This window comes from Burkholderia sp. SCN-KJ, from assembly GCF_024656005.1.
In the GTDB taxonomy this organism is placed as follows: Bacteria; Pseudomonadota; Gammaproteobacteria; order Burkholderiales; family Burkholderiaceae; genus Burkholderia.
In genome coordinates this window covers 304,445-321,856 of sequence record NZ_JANKOG010000004.1, presented here as the reverse complement: position 1 = coordinate 321,856, position 17,412 = coordinate 304,445, and the positions used below count along the sequence as shown (strand labels likewise).

The window sequence follows — 17,412 nt, the reverse complement described above, 5'->3', positions numbered from 1 at the left end:
GCCGCGTCCTGCGGCCGCCGGCTCGACCCCTCATCAACCCGCACCGGCCGGCTCCGTCCGGCGCCGCTCCTGACGAGCGTTCTAGCAAGACGAAGGATTTCATGAAACGTTTCGCCTTTTCCTCTCGCGCCATCCAGGTTTCGGTGGTGGCGCTGGCGCTGGGCGCGCTCGCCGGCTGCGATACGCTGAACGATTATCTGGCTCCTGACCGGGTCAACTACAAGAACACGGGTTCGGCGCCGCCGCTCGCGGTGCCGAGCGACCTGAAGCCGGTGCCGACGACCCAGCAGTTCGTCGCACCGCCGAGCAACGCCGGTCTCGGCACGCTGCCGCCGCGGGCGACGACGGCCTCCGGCAACGCGACCGACGGTGTCCCGAGCGCGCAGGATCCGCTCGGCATGCATATCGAGCGCGACGGCGATCGCCGCTGGCTCGTCGTGGACGGGCGCACGCCCGAGCAGCTGTGGCCGATCCTGAAGGAGTTCTGGCAGGAGAACGGCTTCTCGCTGAAGACCGACGCACCGTCGACCGGCATCATGGCCACCGACTGGGCCGAGAACCGCGCGAACATTCCTGACGACTGGTTCCGCCGCACGATCGGCAAGGTCATCGACTTCGCGTACTCGTCGGGCACGCGCGACCGTTTCCGCACGCTCGTGAACCGCACGCCGGATGGCAACACCGACATCTCGATCACGCATAGCGCGATGGAGGAAATGATGGTCGGTCCGCAGGGCGGCACGTCGTCGCGCTGGGAAGAGCGTCCGCGCAACCCGGTGCTCGAGGCCGTGTTCCTGTCGAAGCTGATGCAGAAGTTCGGCCTGAGCGACGCGCAGGCGAAGCAGCTGCTGACCGATGCGCGTCCCGCGACGGCGCCGGCGAAGGTCGCTGACACGAGCGGCGGCGCCGCGACGCTGCAGCTGGCGGAATCGTTCGACCGCGCGTGGCTGCGCGTCGGTCTCGCGCTCGACCGTACCAACTTCGCGGTCGACAATCGCGACCGCGAGAAGGGCCTGTACACCGTCCGCTACGCGAACACGATGGAAGAGCTCAAGCGCGACGGGCTGTTCGGCAAGCTGTTCTACGGCGGCCCGTCGGCGGCCAAGCCGGGCAAGGAATACCTGGTCAACGTGCGCGCGCAGGGCAATGGCGGCACGCAGGTCGCGGTGGTCGACGCGAACGGCCAGGTCGACAACTCGTCGGACGCGCAGCGGCTCATTTCGCTGCTGCAGGCCCAGCTGAACTGACCGCGTGCGCTTCGCCAGCCTTGGTAGCGGCAGCGAAGGCAACGCGCTGGTCGTCGAGGTCTCGAGCGGCACGACGACCACCCGCGTGCTGCTCGACTGCGGTTTTTCTGCGAAGGAGGTCGAGCGCCGCCTCGGCCGCCTGAATCTCGGCATCGACGATCTCGATGCGATCCTCATCACCCACGAACACAGCGACCACGTCGGCAGCGCGCTGACGCTCGCGCGGCGCGGATCGCTGCCGCTCTACATGAGCTGGGGCACGGCGCGCGCAGTGGGCGCGGACGAGGCCGATGTCGATCTCCACGTGTTGTGGGGCGACGAGACGGCCGCGATACGCGATCTGGCCGTGATGCCCTATACGGTGCCCCACGACGCGCGGGAACCGCTTCAGTTCGTCTTCATGGACGGCTGTCGCCGGCTCGGCGTGCTGACCGACGTCGGCATGGCCACGCCGCACATCACGACCGTCCTGAGCGGCTGTGACGCGCTGGTGCTCGAATCCAACCACGATACCGCGATGCTCGCCGGGAGCCGCTATCCGCAGTCGCTGAAGGCGCGGATCGGCGGCAATCATGGCCACCTGAGCAACGATGCCGCCGCCGGCATCCTCGCATCGCTCGAACGCAGTCGCCTCCAGCATCTGGTCGCGGCGCACCTGAGCCAGCAGAACAACCGGCCCGAGCTGGCCCGCCAGGCGTTTGCCGGCGTGCTGGGAACGGACGGGGAGGACGTGGTCGTGGCCACGCAGGACGCGGGCTTCGACTGGCTGACGCTCGGTTGAGCGGGCGCAGAGCGGCGCGGGAAGGGGCGGGCGGCGGCTTGGCCTGCTTGCCTGCCGGGTGCGATGCGCGGAACCGACAGACGTAAAAAAACCGGCCCGAAGGGCCGGTTTTTTTTCAGCTGATGCTGAGGCTTACTGGCTTGCGCCCGAAGCCGGAGCAGCCGTCGCTGCCGAAGCAGCCGACGCCACAGCAGCAGCTGCGTCGCTCGCAGCAGCCGTTGCCGACGAAGCAGCAGCCGAAGCGTCGCTCGCAGCACCAGCAACTGCCGAAGCAGCCGACGAAGCAGCAGCCGATGCGTCGCTAGCAGCCGACGAAGCAGCTTGATCAGCGCTCTTGTTGCAAGCAGCCAGTGCAACAGCAGCCAACAGGGAAGCTACGAGGAGGGATTTCTTCATGATCACGTCCTTTTATGGTTAAAGGTAAGCAACAGCGCGAAACAATACCGGTAATGTGCTCCAACACCGACCTGGGCCGCTGGTGGAGACGCACTTCTAGAGCGTGAATCTTCCCTACGGCTTGGGCGGAAATTATATGCACTTTCCTATCGACCGTCGACAAATGCGGGGTCAATACGTTGTCTTTCCCATACAGAATTTGATCTGCACGGGCATACGGGGCGGCCCACTAAATCCGGTATCCGACCCGCAGCCAGCCCGCACAATACCATTCGTGCAGCAAGGCTGTCATCGAGGGAGCCCGGGATAGTGTTACAAACCGTTTCGCCTCCATATGGCGGAGATTGGCCAGTTCGGGCAGCCATTCGCCGGCTTGCTCGAGCGGTTGTTCCTCGCCATTAATGAAGTACGATCGCGCGTTATACATCAATGCGGCGCGTCTGTCGAGATGCACGCCCCGGCGCGACGCCTGCGCGACGAACGCGGCCTCGGACAGCGGCCGCGCCGGCGGCTCGAATACGACGTTCGATTTGGGCTCGCTCAGGTAGCAGCCGAGGAATTCGGCGACGTCGCGCTTGCGCCAGCGGATCGCCTCGACGATCTCGGCGACGCGCTCGACCATCGCCGGCGGCAGTTGCGCGGGGGTGTCGACCGCCGGCTGCTTGGGGTCGCGGTAGAGCGCGTCGCCGCGCTCGTCGCGCAGGCCGCCGCGTTCCGCGAGGTAGTACAGGAATTGCGCGCCCAACTCCCCGGCGGAGGGCGCCCGGAAGCCGATCGAGCAGGTCATGCATTCGCCTTCGGCCACGCCGTCGTGCGCGATGTGCGGCGGCAGGTACAGCATGTCGCCCGGCTCGAGCACCCATTCGTCGCTCGGCTCGAAATGCTCGAGGATCTTCAGCGGCACGTCCGGCTGCAGCGACAGGTCCTTCTGCGCACCGATGCGCCAGCGGCGCCGGCCTTCGACCTGCAGCAGGAATACGTCGTACGAGTCGAAGTGCGGGCCGACGCCGCCGCCGTCCGTCGCGTACGAAATCATCAGGTCGTCGAGGCGCGCGTCCGGGATGAAGCGGAAGCGGTCGAGCAGCGCGCGCGCCGCGTCGACGTGCAGGTCGAGCCCCTGCACGAGCAGGGACCAGGATTTGCGCGAGATGGCCGGCAGCGCGCCCGGCTCGAACGGGCCGTGTGCAAGTTGCCACTTGTTACGAAAATGGGTGATCAGGCGCGATTCGGCGTCATAGTCGGCTGCCAGCTCGAACAATGCGTCGCGCGTGACAGGCGGCTTCACGCCGGGGATCGCCTGGCGGATCAGCAGCGGCTTTTTCTGCCAGTAGCGGCGCATGAATTGCGCCGGCGTGAGGCCGCCGAGCAGCGGCGTGGGAAGATCGGAAGGCGGCGCGCCGAGCGGGGCGGCAGCGGCATCCCGCGGTTCGGCTTGAGACCGGTTGCGCATCGTATAATGAGACTTGTATTTGGGAGAATTGGATGAAAATCGCAAAAAACACCGTCGTGTCGGTCGCTTACAAGCTGTCGGATGCGCAAGGCAATCTGATCGAGGAAAGCGACGAGCCGATGGTTTATCTGCACGGCGGCTATGATGGCACGTTCCCCAAGATCGAGGAACAGCTCGACGGCCAGGAGCCCGGTTACCAGGCGCAGGTTCAGCTCGAGCCGCAGGACGCGTTCGGCGACTACGATCCCGAACTCGTGAAGATCGAGCCGCGCGATCGTTTTCCCGAGCCGATCGAAGTGGGCATGCAGTTCGAAGGCACGCCGGAAGACGGCGACGAGGAAGTGGATTCGCTGATCTACACGGTCACCGACATCGCCGAAGACAAGGTCGTGCTCGACGGCAACCACCCGCTCGCGGGCATGGCGCTGCGTTTCGCGCTCACGGTCAAGGACGTTCGCGAAGCGACCGAGGACGAGATCGAGCATGAGCACGCGCACGGCGCGGAAGGCCTCGAAATCGTCGACGAGGACGAAGACGAGGACGGCGACGCACCGTCAGGGCGCACCCTGCACTGAACTGGCGGGCAGGCCGGGCGCCGGCCCCGAGGCAGGGGGCGGCGCGGGCCACGAGGCACCCCCCGGCGTCGTGCCGTCGCCCTGCAGCGGCGGCGCGACCGACGACGAGTCGGGCAGGGCCGGCAAGGCCGGGATCTCCGGCATCTGCGGCAGCGGCACCTCGTCGCGCGGCACGACCGGCAGCGTGGGCGGGGTCGGCAGATTCTTCGGCACGTCCTGCAGGCTCACGTTGAAGATCGTCTGCCGTGCCGGCGACACGTTGACCTTCACCCACTGATTCGCCGGCTGACGCGGTCCGATCGCGACACGCGTCACATTTCCCACCAGCACACCGTCGTCCGCATGCAGCGGGCGATCGATCAGGAAACCATTCGCAAGCGGCTCGCTGCTCGCGTGCATTACCAGGATCGGGCCGCGGAATGTCGCCGCCGCCTTCACCAGCGTTCGTTTCAGTTCACGGAAGCCGTCGCGCACGCGCGGCCGGTTGAAACGCAACCACGCAAAGCGTTCGGTCCGCTCGTAGCGATCGAACTGCGGATCGCCTTCGAACATCACCACCATGGCGCGCGCTTCGCGCCGCTTCGCGTATTCGGCCGCGTGGTCGATCCAGAAGCCGTTCGCGACGATGCGGTCCTCGAATTCGCCGTTGCGGCCGCCGGCCGTCAGATAGTGGTTGTTCGGCGCCGGTGCGTTCAGCGCGACGTAGACGACGTCGTCATGCATCCAGCGCGCGTTTTCGCGATACGGCCGGAACCGCGCGACTTCACTTTCACGGGTGATCTGCAGCGCGCCGGCGTCGGGCCGCGCGGCGTCCGCCAGCAGCGTCTGGCGCAGGAAGTCCAGGCGTTCGACCGGATCGTAGCTGCCGCCGGCCGCCGTGTTGCACGTTACCCAGTCATCGTGGCCGGGAATGAACACGAGCGGCACGCGCGATGCGTCCAGGATCGCGCCGCGCTGCGTGTACAGCGCGTCGCGGCACGCTTCCTTCGCACCCTTGAGGTCGCCCGCATAGACGACGAAGGCCAGATTGCGCTCGCGCGCGATCGATTCGAACAGCCGCTGCGCGGCCGGCTCGTCGGCCGGCGCGTTGATGACGCCCGACACGATCGCGAACGAGTAGGGAGCGGCGGCACGCTTGGGCGGTGCCGCGAGCGCGCTCGCCTGGGCGAGCGCGAGCATCGCCGTGACCAGTGCGGCTGTGGCGGCGCGGGCCGGCCGGCCCGACGGGAGGCGTTTACGCGTGCCCGTCGGCATCGTGCGAGCGGACGAGCGTGCGCAGTTCGTACAGCAGGTCGAGCGCCTCGCGGGGCTTGAGGTCGTCGGGATCGATGTCGCGCAGCTTTTCGAGTGCCGGATGCGGGAGGTCGGCCGGCGCCGGCGCATCCGCGCACGCGAGCTCGTCGGCCGCGGCGGGCGGCGCGCTGAACAGGTCGAGCTGCGGCGTGTGCTGCGCGGCCGACTGCTGTTCGAGATACGCGAGATGCTTGCGCGCGGCGCGGATCACCGGCGCCGGCACGCCCGCGAGTTGCGCGACCTGCAGCCCGTAGCTCTGGTTCGCCGGGCCTTCGTTGACCGCGTGCAGGAACACGATGCCGTGGCCGTGCTCGACGGCCGACAGGTGGACGTTGGCCGCTTGCGGGAATTCGGCCGGCAGCTGCGTCAGCTCGAAGTAGTGCGTCGCGAACAGCGTGTAGCAGCCGTTCTGCGCGAGCAGGTGACGCGCGATGGCCCATGCGAGCGCGAGGCCGTCGAACGTCGACGTGCCGCGGCCGATTTCGTCCATCAGCACGAGGCTCTGCGGTGTCGCGTCGTTCAGGATCGCCGCGGCTTCGGTCATCTCGACCATGAAGGTGGAGCGCCCGCCGGCGAGGTCGTCGGCCGCGCCGATCCGCGTGAAGATCCGGTCGATCGGGCCGAAGCAGGCCGATTTCGCGGGCACGTAGCTGCCGACGTACGCCATCAGCGCGATCAGCGCCGTCTGCCGCATGAAGGTCGACTTACCGCCCATGTTCGGGCCTGTGATCAGCAGCAGCTTGCGCTCGGCGTCGAATCGGCAGTCGTTCGCGATGAACTGCTCGACCTGCGCTTCGACGACCGGATGGCGACCCTGTTCGATCTCGATGCCGATTTCGTCGGTGAACGCGGGCGCGACCCAGTCGAGCGTGCGGGCGCGCTCGGCGAACGCGGCGAGCACGTCGAGCTCCGCGAGCGCCGACGCGACGCGCTGGCACTCCGGAATGAACGGCAGCAGCGCCTGCAGCACGCCGTCGTACAGCGCGCGCTCGCGGGCCAGCGCGCGTTCCTGCGCGGACAGCGCCTTGTCCTCGAAGGTCTTCAGTTCGGGTGTGATGTAGCGCTCGGCGTTCTTCAGCGTCTGGCGGCGGCGATAGTCGTCGGGCACCTTGTCGGTCTGGCCGCGCGTGACCTCGATGTAGAAGCCGTGCACCTTGTTGTATTCGACGCGAAGGTTCGCGATGCCCGTGCGGGTGCGCTCGCGCGCCTCGAGATCGATCAGGAACTGCCCGCAGTTCTCGGAGATGTCGCGCAGTTCGTCGAGCTCCGCGTCGTAGCCGCGCGCGATCACGCCGCCGTCGCGCACCATCGCGGCCGGCTCGGGGGCGATCGCGCTCGTCAGCAGGTCGAGGCATTCGGCGGGCGGCGCGAGCGCCGCGTCGACGCGGGCGAGCGCATCCGCGTTCGCGACGATCGCGCCGATGCGCTCGCGCAGCGCGGGCAGCGCGGCGAACGTGTCGCGCAGGCTCGACAGGTCGCGCGGCCGCGCGGACAGCAGCGCGAGCCGCCCGGTGATCCGTTCGACGTCGGCGATCTGGCGCAGCGCGCTGCGCAGTGCGTCGAGGCTCGCGTTCGCGGGCGCGTCGAGCAGTGCGCCGATTGCTTGCTGGCGCGACTGCGCGGCGACCGACGCGCGCGGCGGATGATGCAGCCAGTGACGCAGCAGGCGGCTGCCCATCGTCGTGCAGCAGGTGTCGAGCAGCGAGTACAGCGTCGGCGATTCGGTGCCGCGCAGCGTTTCGGTCAGCTCGAGGTTGCGGCGCGTCGCCGGATCGAGCCCGATGTATTCGGTTTCGTTCTCGACCTTCAGGCTGCGCACGTGACGCAATTGCTGACCCTGTGTGGCGGCCGCGTACAGCAGCAGTGCGCCGGCGGCTCCGCATGCGCTCGTCAGCGAATGCGCGCCGAAGCCGTCGAGGCCCGCGACGTCGAGCTGGTCGCACAGGCGCTGCGTGCCCGATGCGATATCGAAGTGCCATGCCGGCACGCGCTTGATCGCGCCGGCGCCCGCGGGCACGGCGTCGGTCGCGCCGTCCGCCGTCAGGATTTCGGCCGGCCGGATGCGTTCGAGCGCGGCGCCGAGCTGGTCGGGTTCGATCTCGGCGAGCCGCAGCGCGCCGCTCGCGAGGTTCAGCCACGCGAGGCCGATGTTGACCGCGACGCCGCGCTTGTTGTGGCCCGTGCACATCGCGAGCAGGTAGACGTCGTTCTTGTCGGACAGCAGCGCCGCGTCGGTCAGCGTGCCCGGCGTGACGACGCGCACGACCTTGCGCTCGACCGGCCCCTTCGACGTGGCGGGGTCGCCGATCTGCTCGCAGATCGCGACCGATTCGCCCATCTTCACGAGCTTCGCCAGATATTGTTCGACCGCATGATGCGGGACGCCGGCCATCTTGATCGGCGTGCCGGCCGAGGCGCCGCGTTGCGTGAGGGTCAGGTCGAGCAGGCGTGCGGCTTTCTCCGCATCCTCGAAGAACAGCTCGTAGAAGTCGCCCATCCGGTAGAAGACGAGCGTGTCGGGGTGATCGGCCTTGATGCGCAGGTACTGCTGCATCATCGGAGTATGGCCGGCGAAGGCTTCGGGCGACAGCGTGGTCATAGGTCAGGCAGGAAGTTGTTGCTTTGGTTGCCCGAGTTTACCAGTCGCTTCCATGTGCACGCGCGAAGTTCGCCGTTTGGCTAGTTGCCGGCGACGAGGGGTGGTAGTTCCGCGCAGGCAATTTCCGCTTCTCGGCGTCGGCATCGAGATTGCGGATCATCTCAATACGGGGCCGTTGACCGTAAGCGGGACGTCGGTCGTCCATGCACCGACCGGATTGATGGCCGATATCGGTCATTCGATCTCGTGCGGTGCAGCTGACTGCCGTGACTTTGCAGGTGCGGCCGTCGGTCGGATGCTCATGTGACTCGCAAGAGCCGCATTGGCTGCGCTCCTCAAACGTTGTCCATGCGCCAACGACGCGGCGTAACGCCGGTCACGCGCGTAAATGTTCTCGTGAAGTGGCTCTGGTCGGCGAAGCCACACGCATCCGAGATCATTTGCAGCGGCATGGACGATGTGCGCATGTACATCATTGCGCGTTCGATGCGCTGATTGATCAGCCAGCGATGGGGCGGTAACCCGGTGGTCTGATGAAAGGCCTTGACGAAGTGGCCACGAGACAGGCCGCACGCTTTCGCCACATCGGCGATCGAGATGTTGCCGGTAAGGTGTTCGAGCAGAAAGCCTTTCGCCACGCGCTCCTGCCACGCCGTGAGTGTGCCGGTCGACTTCTCCCGCCGCTCGCCGATGCCGCCGTACAGACGCGCGACATGCGTCTGGAAGGCGAGCGCGACGTGGTCGATAAACAGCTGGGATGCGTGTTCGGGCCGCGCCAGGGCGGGGAGCAGGGCTAGGCCCAGGCGATGGATGACCGGATCCGTTGCACTCAAATGCGGCGGCAAGTAAAGCTGGGGCCGCTGCCTGCCACCGATTTCATCGACTGTCTCCTCCAGCGTTCGGCGCGGGAGGTGAAAATGGATGCAGTCGAACGCCCCCTTCAGGTCGGAAACCCAGCTGCGATCGAGGTCGTGAATCGTGACGGTCCCTGCGTCGTAGGGGACGAAACGAGCAACACGTCCGTCAAGCCACAATTCCTGTTCGCCGAACGCGCGCAATTGCAACACGATGAGATCGGCGTCTTCAAGTTCGTATGGCGCGGTTCGGCCAATATTTCTACGAGATGTCTGCAGTCGGCTGATGCCGACCTGCGCGTGCGGCAGCGTCTGCGTGACCACGCTTTGCCTGAGGTCGGCCGGCATGAAATCAGATGACGCGTTGTCCGACTGTGCGGCGGTCATGGATTCGTGGAAACGTGGAGAATTCGGCCGCGGAGTATACCAAAGCGAAATTTGGCCTGGCATCGGTCGCGTTCGGCACATTGACCACTAATGGCCGCGGCGCATCGCAAAGAGGAGGTAGCTTCGCGTGGCGAACCTTGTCAGGCAGGGTGCAGATACTGCTGGATCACCCGGCGCACGGACCTTCGTGCGCCGGGCCTGACGGGCAATATCAGGACGCGTGCGCCGACATCAGATCGAGCGCCACCGCCTGCGCGACCTCGATACCGTCGATGGCTGCCGAATAGATGCCGCCGGCATACCCGGCGCCTTCGCCGGCCGGATACAACCCTTCGACGTTCACGCTCTGGTAATTGTCCTTGCGCCGGATCCGGATCGGCGACGACGTGCGCGTTTCCACGCCGGTGAGCACCGCGTCGTGCATCGCGAAGCCGGCGATCTTCCTGTCGATCTGCGGCAGCGCTTCACGAATGGCTTCGATCACGTAGTCGGGCAGCGCGGTGCTGAGGTCGGTCGGGCGCACGCCCGGCTTGTACGACGGCACCACGGAACCGAGCGACGTCGACGGCCGTCCTGCGATGAAATCGCCGACCAGCTGGCCCGGCGCGCTGTAATCGCCGCCGCCGAGTTCGAACGCGCGTTCTTCCCACTTGCGCTGGAACGCGATGCCCGCGAGCGGGCCGCCCGGATAGTCCTCCGGCGTGATGCCGACGACGATGCCCGCGTTCGCGTTGCGCTCGGCGCGCGAATACTGGCTCATGCCGTTGGTGACCACGCGGCCCGGCTCGGAGGTCGCCGCGACCACCGTGCCGCCGGGGCACATGCAGAAGCTGTAGACCGCGCGTCCGTTGCTGCAGTGATGAACCACCTTGTAGTCGGCCGCGCCGAGCTGCTTGTGGCCCGCGAACTTGCCGAAGCGGCTGCGATCGATCAGCCCCTGCGGATGTTCGATCCGGAAACCCAGCGAGAACGGCTTCGCTTCGACATACACACCGCGATCGTGCAGCATCTGGAACGTGTCGCGTGCGCTGTGGCCCACGGCCAGCACCACGTGATCGCACCGGAGCGTTTCGCCGTTCGACAGCGTCAGCGAGCGCACCTTGCCCTGATCGATCTCGATGTCCTCGACCCGGGTTTCGAAGCGCACTTCACCGCCCAGTTCGTGGATGGTCGCGCGCATCTTTTCCACCATGCTGACGAGGCGGAACGTGCCGATGTGCGGCCGGCTCAGATAGAGGATGTCCTCCGGCGCGCCGGCCTTGACGAATTCGTCGAGCACCTTGCGGCCGTAGTGATGGGGATCCTTGATCTGGCTGTACAGCTTGCCGTCGGAAAACGTCCCGGCCCCGCCTTCGCCGAACTGCACGTTGGACTCGGGATTGAGGACGCTCTTGCGCCACAGGCCGAAGGTGTCCTTGGTGCGCTCGCGCACGGCCTTGCCGCGTTCGAGGATGATGGGGCGGAAACCCATCTGCGCGAGGATCAGCCCCGCAAACAGGCCGCACGGCCCCATGCCGATGACGACCGGGCGCAGGAAGTTGCCGTGCTCGGGCGCCTTCGTGACGAAGTGGTACGCCATGTCGGGCGTCACGCCGCAATGCGGCGTGCCGGCGAGTCGCGGAAGCACGGCCGCTTCGTCCTTGACCTCGACATCGACGATATACGTGAGCTTGATGTCGGAGCGCTTGCGCGCATCGTGCGCACGGCGGAACACCGTGTAACGGAGGAGCCCGTCTGCCGCCACGCCAAGCTCCGCGAGGCGCGCGCGAATCGCGGCTTCGAGGGCGCTCTCGGGGTGGTCGAGCGGGAGTTTAAGTTCGCTTAGCCGTAACATGAATATTCGGATACGGTCGCCACGAAGTCGTGGCGGTGTTGAGACGGGCGCGGGCGCGGCGCGGATTTACTCCGCTGCCGGATGCATGTAGCTGTAGCGGTTCAGGATCGGGATCATCTGCGCGTAGATCTTCGGATTCGCCGCGACGATCTCATGACGATGCAGGAAATCGGCGTCGCCCGTGTAGTTGCCGACGAGGCCGCCGGCTTCGGTGATCAGCAGGCTGCCCGCCGCCATGTCCCACACGTTGATGCCTTGCTCGAAGAATGCGTCGAGACGGCCGGCCGCGACGTTCGCGAGGTCGAGTGCGGCCGCGCCCGGACGGCGCAGGCCCGTGCAGGCCTGCGTCATTTCGGTGAACAGGCGCGCATAGGCGTCGAGGCCGTCCTTCTCGCGGAACGGGAAGCCCGTGCCGACCAGCGCGTCCGCCAGGCGGTCGCGGCGGCCGACGCGGATGCGGCGGTCGTTCAGGTACGCGCCGCGGCCGCGGGTGGCCGTAAACAGGTCGTTCTTGTTCGGATCGTAGACGACGGCCTGCGTGACGACGCCCCGGTGCTCGAGCGCGATCGACACGCAGTAGTAAGGGAAGCCGTGGATGAAGTTGGTCGTGCCGTCGAGCGGATCGATGATCCACTTGAATTCGGATTCGTTCTCCGATTCGCCCGATTCTTCCGCGAGGATCGCGTGGTCGGGGTAGGCGGTCTTCAGCGTCTCGATGATCGCCTCTTCGGCGGCCTTGTCCACTTCGGTGACGAAGTCGTTCTGCTGCTTCTTGCGGATCTCGATCAGGTCGAGATCGAGGGACGCACGGTTGATGATCTGTCCGGCGCGGCGCGCAGCCTTGACAGCAATGTTGAGCATGGGATGCATGAGCCTGGATCCTGTAGCCGGCGGCACGGGCCGCCACGAAGTGGAACACACCGCCCGGAACGGCGCAAAACGTGCCGGGCGAGATGAGACGCGAATTGACAAAGAGCAGGGTACGACCCGCGTCGCACAGGGTGCGGCGCGTAAACACATGATTTTACCCGATTTTCGGGAGTTTCAGGTGACCGCGATGCGGGGAAACCCCACTGGCCGTCCGGACGAGTGGGTTTGCCGGGGCGATGGCGATACCATACTGCCATTCTGATGAACCGAGTCGTATGTAGTGGAAACCCCGCAGAACCCCGCCGTGCCGTCCGAATCGGGCGCGGCTTCGTCCCCGCCGCCGTCCGGCGGCTTCACCTCCACCCGTTTCGTGCTCGTCGAGCCGAGCCATCCCGGCAATGTCGGGGCGGCCGCCCGCGCGCTGAAGACGATGGGTTTCTCCAGGCTCGTCCTGGTCGCGCCGCGCGTGCCGCACGTGCAGAGCGACCCCGAGGCGATCGCGATGGCGAGCGGCGCGGACGACGTCCTCGCGTCCGCGCACGTCGTGCCCACGCTCGGCGATGCGCTGTCCGGCGTCCACTGGTCGATCGCGCTGACCGCGCGCACGCGCGAATACGGGCCGCCGCGCCTTGCGCCGCGCGCGGCCGCCGAACAGGCGCACACGCAGGTCGGCACCGGCGACATCGCGCTCGTGTTCGGCAACGAGCGCACGGGCCTCGCGAACGAGCACGTCGAGCAGTGCAGCGCGCTCGCGCATATCCCGGCGAATCCGGCCTACAGTTCGCTGAACCTCGCGCAGGCCGTGCAGGTGCTCGCGTATGAACTGCGTGTCGCGTTCCTGGAGCAGGGAAGCCAGGCGTCGCGCGACGTGCAGGCCGAAATCGGCACGCTCGCGCAGAGCGACGAGATCGAGCGGATGTACGCGCACCTCGAGAATGCGCTGGTCGCGCTCGATTTTCTCGACCCGCGCAACCCGAAGAAGCTGATGCCGCGGCTGCGGCGCCTGTTCGCGCGTACCGGCCTCGAGCGCGAGGAGGTCAACATCCTGCGCGGCATCGCGAAGCACATCCTGCTGAAGTCCGGCACGCCCGAAGGCGACGCGTAAGCGGCCAAGGTACGCCGCGGCCGGGCGCTCATGCGTTCGACGGATGCGCTCCGGCCTGCGGCCGGCGTGTCGCATCGGCCGCCGCGTGGCGCCCGGTCCGTGCCCGGCCACCGGATCACCGCATGACCGCATGACCACGTTACCCGGCCACGACGGGCGTCCCGCACGAATACCCGTGCCGCCGACGGGGTGAACGCGCGACGCTGTGCGGCCGCGCGCGAGTGGCCCTACAATCGCCGGACATCATAAGCAAATTACCCGGTGCGATAACGACCGGCCGTTGCCGGCGGGCGCGCCGGCCTTTTCCCCAGCCCAGACCCGACCATGTTCACTAGACTGCGCGAAGACGTTGCGACGATTCGCGAGCGGGATCCCGCCGCTCGCAGTGCCTGGGAAGTGCTGACCTGTTATCCGGGGCTGCACGCGCTCGTGCTGCATCGCTTCGCGCATGCGTGCTGGCGCGCGAAGCGCTACTGGCTCGCACGCTTCGCGTCGCAGGCCGGGCGCTTCCTGACGGGTATCGAGATCCACCCGGGCGCGACGATCGGCCGGCGCGTGTTCATCGATCACGGGATGGGTGTTGTGATCGGCGAAACCGCGATCGTCGGCGACGACTGCACGATCTATCAGGGCGTGACGCTCGGCGGCACGTCGCTCACGCGCGGCGCGAAGCGCCATCCGACGCTCGAGGCCGGCGTGATCGTCGGCGCGGGCGCGAAGGTGCTCGGCGGTTTCACCGTCGGCGCGGGCGCGAAGATCGGTTCGAACGCGGTCGTCGTGAAGCCGGTGCCGGCAGGCGGCACCGCGGTCGGTAATCCGGCGCGCATCGTGATGCCGGCGCAACCGAAGCCGCAGCCTGAGCGCGCCGCGTTCTGCGCGTACGGGATTACGCCGAACGCGGACGACCCGATGTCGCTCGCGATTCACGGCCTGATCGACCACGCGGCGAAGGAAAGCCGGCGCGTCGACGAGATCGTCGCGGCGCTCGAGCAGCTCGGCACGCATCTGGAAACGCTGCAGGGCGCGGACGCGGCGCGTCTCGATCTGCGCAGGCTGTCGGCGGTGCTGGAAGGCAAGGCGGTCGAGCGCCAGGCGTAACGCGGCGCATGCCGGCGGCCGCCGGCAACTGCGGTCGCGTCGCTCGCGTCAGTCGAGCGGCATCGCGTGGATGCCTTCTGCGTCGACGCGCAGATAGCCGCCGCGCGGCATGCCGTGGTCGAGATCCCAGTCGGGCAGTACCCAGCGAATCCCGCCCGGTTCGACGTGGCGCGCGGGGCGATGCGTGTGGCCGTGAATGATCACGCTCGCACGGCTTTTCCGGAACAGCGCGGCGATGCCTTCACGCGTGACATCGTAGATCGCCGAGGCGGGGCGCATCCGGCCCGCTTCGCTGTTCGAGCGCATCCGTTGCGCGAGCGCGCGGCGCCAGCGGAACGGCCACGCGAGAAACAGCGCCTGCGCGACGCCATTGCGGGCAAACCGCCGAAATATCTGATAGCCGCGATCGGCCGTGCATTGCGCGTCGCCGTGGGTGAGCACGATGCGCTGGCCGAACGACGTGATCAGCGCCGGGTCGCGCAGCAGCATCGCGCCGGCCGCCTTCATGAAGCGCCGGCCGAGCAGGAAATCGCGGTTGCCGTGCATCACGTAGAGCGCGATCCCGCGCTCCGAGAACGTATGCATCAGCGCGGCCATGCGCGCCGCGAACGGATCGTGGTCGAGCACGTCGTCGCCGATCCAGTATTCGAACAGGTCGCCGAGGATGAACACCGAGTCGGCGCTGTCGGCCGTGTATTTCACGAAATGCTCGAACGCGGCGACCGTCTTCGGAATCGCCTCGCTCAGGTGCAGATCGGAGAGAAACAGGAACGGGCGTGCGGCTTGCGCGTATTCGCGCTCGCCCGGCACGCCCGCGGAGACGCTTCGCGGCGGACTCTCCTGCAACATCGAAGTGCCTCCGTAACGGCTGTGGGTCAGACCACCACGGCCTTTTCGATCACGACGTCGTCGGTCGGGACGTCCTGGTGGAAGCCCGCGTTGCCCGTCTTGACGCCCTTGATCTTGTCGACCACGTCCTGGCCTTCGACGACCTTGCCGAACACAGCGTAACCCCAGCCCTGCGGCGTCGGCGACGAGTGGTTCAGGAAATCGTTGTCGTTCACGTTGATGAAGAACTGGGCGGTCGCCGAGTGCGGATCGTTCGTGCGCGCCATCGCGATCGTGTAGTTGTCGTTCTTCAGGCCGTTGTTCGCTTCGTTGTCGATCGGCGCGTCGGTCGGCTTCTGCTTCAGGCCCGGCTCGAAGCCGCCGCCTTGAATCATGAAGCCGTTGATCACGCGGTGGAACACCGTGCCGTCATAGTGGCCCTTCTTCACGTAGTTGAGGAAGTTTTCGACCGTCTTCGGTGCCTTCGCGGCGTCCAGCTCGAGCTTGATCACGCCGTGGTTCGTGTGCAGTTCAACCATGATGAATTCCTTCGGTGAGGCGGTTTAAATGGCACGCGGCCGGTCGTGCGACGCGGCCGCGTGTGGCGCCGGACGTGCCGGCAGGTGCTTATTTCGAAACGATGCTGGCCGATTCGATCAGGACCGGCTGGGCCGGCACGTCCTGCATCGGGCCGCGCGAGGTCGTCGCCACGCCTTCGATCTTCTTCACGACGTCGAGGCCCGACACGACCTTGCCGAACACCGCATAGCCGTTGCCGTCCGGGTTCGGGTAGTCGAGGCCGCTGTTGTCGACCGTGTTGATGAAGAACTGCGCGGTGGCCGAGTTCGGATCGCTGGTACGCGCCATCGCGATCGTGCCCGTCAGGTTCTTCAGACCATTGCGGCTTTCCAGCGGGATCGGCGCGCGGGTCGGCTTCTCCTCGAAGTTGGTCTTGTAGCCGCCGCCCTGGATCATGAAGCCCTTGATCACGCGATGGAAGATCGTGCCGTTGTACTGGCCGGCCTTCACGTAGTCGAGGAAGTTGGCGACCGTCTTCGGCGCCTTCTCCGGGTAGAGCTCGACACGGATGTCGCCCTGCGAGGTCTTCAGCTGCACGACGGGGTGCGCGGTGGCCGATTGCGCGAACGCGGGCGCGGTCGCGAGAAGGGCGGCGCCGCCAAGCGCCAGCAACAGACGTTTCATTGCGATCCTCAGGTTGGGAGGGAGGGAAGGTTGCGCCGCTTACTGCGACGGCGCGACGTACGGCGCTGCCAGCGCACCGGACGGACCGTTGAACTGGAACGTCGGCGACATCGGCAGCGTAGTGGTGCTCACGTTTGCGGCGGCGCGATCGGTGTATGCGCGCGTGGCCGGCGTGACGCCGCGCGCGTTGGCTGCCGGCTTCGGCGGCGACACGATCTTCTGCAGGTCGGCGAGGCGCTGGGCGGTCGCGCCGCTCGTGCGGCCGAGCGCTTGCGCGCGCTTGTACGATTCGGCCGCGAGGCGCAGATAGAGGTCGCCGAGGTTCTCGTACGCGAGCGAGTAGCCCGGGTTCGATTGCGTCGCGGTGACGAGCGCGCTGCGCGCTTCGTCGTAGCGGCCGTGCTTCGCGTAGAGCGCCGCGAGGTTGTTGTACGGTTCGGGCAGTTCGGGGTAGGCCTGCGTGATCGCGACGAACTGCTGGATCGCGTCGTCGTCGCGGTTCAGGCGGGCGAGCACGGTGCCGCGCTTGAACTGCGCCTGCACGTCGTGCGGATTCGCCGCGATGCGCGCGTCGAGTTGCGCGAGCGCCTGTTTCCATTGCTTGCCGGAGATCGACGCGTCGATTTCGGGCGTGCCGTCGGCGGTGGCCGGGGCCTTCTGCGCATGCGCCGCGGGGGCCGCGAACAGCGTCAGTGCGACGCCCATGACGGCGGTCGCAACGAGGGTCGCAGCGCTCGGCGCGCGGCCGCGATGAGGTTTCATAGGCGTAAATCGGAATGTTATACTCCGAGCCATTCTAACAAAACGTCTGCGCGTTCCGGCGAGCGGCAGACAGTCTTTCTTTGCCTCTCGTGGCCGTCACCGCTGTGCTTGCAGCCTGACCGCCCCATGT

At 67.0% G+C, this 17,412-nt stretch carries 18 protein-coding genes; 7 read left to right on the top strand and 11 right to left on the bottom strand.

What is annotated here, in order from left to right; translation table 11 throughout:
* Window positions 1-101 precede the first annotated feature (101 nt).
* The 3 genes from bamC to NQV17_RS09555 all read left to right on the top strand — a co-directional run bounded on the left by bamC (window position 102) and on the right by NQV17_RS09555 (window position 2,333).
* Entirely contained in the window at window positions 102-1,247 is a 1,146-nt protein-coding gene (bamC, locus tag NQV17_RS09565) for an outer membrane protein assembly factor BamC (protein ID WP_044847990.1), read from the top strand.
* A gap of 4 nt (window positions 1,248-1,251) precedes the next feature.
* Window positions 1,252-2,028 (top strand): MBL fold metallo-hydrolase, encoded by a 777-nt coding sequence (locus NQV17_RS09560; protein WP_124488293.1) that lies wholly within the window; start codon window positions 1,252-1,254, stop codon window positions 2,026-2,028.
* A 122-nt stretch (window positions 2,029-2,150) separates the two neighbouring features.
* Complete coding sequence (locus NQV17_RS09555) at window positions 2,151-2,333, top strand: hypothetical protein (protein ID WP_185500420.1); 183 nt, start codon at window positions 2,151-2,153, stop codon at window positions 2,331-2,333.
* Between the two features lie 20 nt (window positions 2,334-2,353).
* On the opposite strand, the gene NQV17_RS38030 is transcribed toward NQV17_RS09555, so the two are convergent.
* Window positions 2,354-2,599, bottom strand: coding sequence for a hypothetical protein (locus NQV17_RS38030; protein WP_011657350.1), 246 nt, complete (start codon window positions 2,597-2,599; stop codon window positions 2,354-2,356).
* A 54-nt stretch (window positions 2,600-2,653) separates the two neighbouring features.
* Window positions 2,654-3,874 (bottom strand): cupin domain-containing protein, encoded by a 1,221-nt coding sequence (locus NQV17_RS09550; RefSeq protein ID WP_257771714.1) that lies wholly within the window; start codon window positions 3,872-3,874, stop codon window positions 2,654-2,656.
* A gap of 32 nt (window positions 3,875-3,906) precedes the next feature.
* On the opposite strand from NQV17_RS09550, the gene NQV17_RS09545 reads away from it, so the two are divergent.
* Window positions 3,907-4,449 (top strand): peptidylprolyl isomerase, encoded by a 543-nt coding sequence (locus tag NQV17_RS09545; protein ID WP_044847987.1) that lies wholly within the window; start codon window positions 3,907-3,909, stop codon window positions 4,447-4,449.
* Here the strand turns inward: NQV17_RS09545 and NQV17_RS09540 are convergent.
* From NQV17_RS09540 to NQV17_RS09520, 5 genes are all read right to left on the bottom strand, one after another.
* Window positions 4,429-5,703: a hypothetical protein gene (locus NQV17_RS09540; protein ID WP_257771711.1), complete on the bottom strand. Its 1,275-nt coding sequence runs from the start codon at window positions 5,701-5,703 to the stop codon at window positions 4,429-4,431. The genes NQV17_RS09545 and NQV17_RS09540 overlap by 21 nt on opposite strands.
* Window positions 5,684-8,341 (bottom strand): DNA mismatch repair protein MutS, encoded by a 2,658-nt coding sequence (gene mutS, locus NQV17_RS09535; RefSeq protein ID WP_257771709.1) that lies wholly within the window; start codon window positions 8,339-8,341, stop codon window positions 5,684-5,686. The genes NQV17_RS09540 and mutS overlap by 20 nt, the downstream gene beginning before the upstream one ends.
* 335 nt (window positions 8,342-8,676) lie before the next feature.
* Entirely contained in the window at window positions 8,677-9,582 is a 906-nt protein-coding gene (locus NQV17_RS09530) for an AraC family transcriptional regulator (protein WP_257771707.1), read from the bottom strand.
* Between the two features lie 211 nt (window positions 9,583-9,793).
* Window positions 9,794-11,416: an NAD(P)/FAD-dependent oxidoreductase gene (locus tag NQV17_RS09525; protein WP_257771705.1), complete on the bottom strand. Its 1,623-nt coding sequence runs from the start codon at window positions 11,414-11,416 to the stop codon at window positions 9,794-9,796.
* A gap of 66 nt (window positions 11,417-11,482) precedes the next feature.
* Complete coding sequence (locus NQV17_RS09520; protein WP_257771703.1) at window positions 11,483-12,286, bottom strand: inositol monophosphatase family protein; 804 nt, start codon at window positions 12,284-12,286, stop codon at window positions 11,483-11,485.
* Between NQV17_RS09520 and NQV17_RS09515 the strand changes: the two genes are divergently transcribed.
* From NQV17_RS09515 to cysE, 3 genes are all read left to right on the top strand, one after another.
* Window positions 12,285-12,548: a hypothetical protein gene (locus NQV17_RS09515; protein ID WP_257771701.1), complete on the top strand. Its 264-nt coding sequence runs from the start codon at window positions 12,285-12,287 to the stop codon at window positions 12,546-12,548. The two genes, NQV17_RS09520 and NQV17_RS09515, sit on opposite strands and share 2 nt — an antisense overlap.
* A gap of 18 nt (window positions 12,549-12,566) precedes the next feature.
* Window positions 12,567-13,391 carry an RNA methyltransferase gene (locus tag NQV17_RS09510; RefSeq protein ID WP_257771699.1) on the top strand — a complete coding sequence of 275 codons (825 nt, stop codon included), beginning with the start codon at window positions 12,567-12,569 and terminating at the stop codon, window positions 13,389-13,391.
* A 324-nt stretch (window positions 13,392-13,715) separates the two neighbouring features.
* On the top strand, window positions 13,716-14,489 hold the full coding sequence (gene cysE, locus NQV17_RS09505) for a serine O-acetyltransferase (RefSeq protein WP_044847978.1): 774 nt from the start codon (window positions 13,716-13,718) through the stop codon (window positions 14,487-14,489).
* A gap of 48 nt (window positions 14,490-14,537) precedes the next feature.
* Here cysE and NQV17_RS09500 read toward each other — a convergent pair whose 3' ends face one another.
* The 4 genes from NQV17_RS09500 to NQV17_RS09485 all read right to left on the bottom strand — a co-directional run bounded on the left by NQV17_RS09500 (window position 14,538) and on the right by NQV17_RS09485 (window position 17,282).
* The gene (locus NQV17_RS09500) at window positions 14,538-15,338 is read right to left on the bottom strand and encodes a UDP-2,3-diacylglucosamine diphosphatase (RefSeq protein ID WP_257771696.1); all 801 of its coding nucleotides are present in this window, start codon (window positions 15,336-15,338) and stop codon (window positions 14,538-14,540) included.
* A 26-nt stretch (window positions 15,339-15,364) separates the two neighbouring features.
* On the bottom strand, window positions 15,365-15,856 hold the full coding sequence (locus tag NQV17_RS09495) for a peptidylprolyl isomerase (protein ID WP_006483987.1): 492 nt from the start codon (window positions 15,854-15,856) through the stop codon (window positions 15,365-15,367).
* An 88-nt stretch (window positions 15,857-15,944) separates the two neighbouring features.
* A complete protein-coding gene (locus NQV17_RS09490; protein WP_012364186.1) occupies window positions 15,945-16,520 on the bottom strand; it encodes a peptidylprolyl isomerase in 576 nt (191 codons plus the stop codon).
* A gap of 39 nt (window positions 16,521-16,559) precedes the next feature.
* A complete protein-coding gene (locus tag NQV17_RS09485) occupies window positions 16,560-17,282 on the bottom strand; it encodes a tetratricopeptide repeat protein (RefSeq protein WP_257771693.1) in 723 nt (240 codons plus the stop codon).
* Window positions 17,283-17,412: the final 130 nt, after the last annotated feature.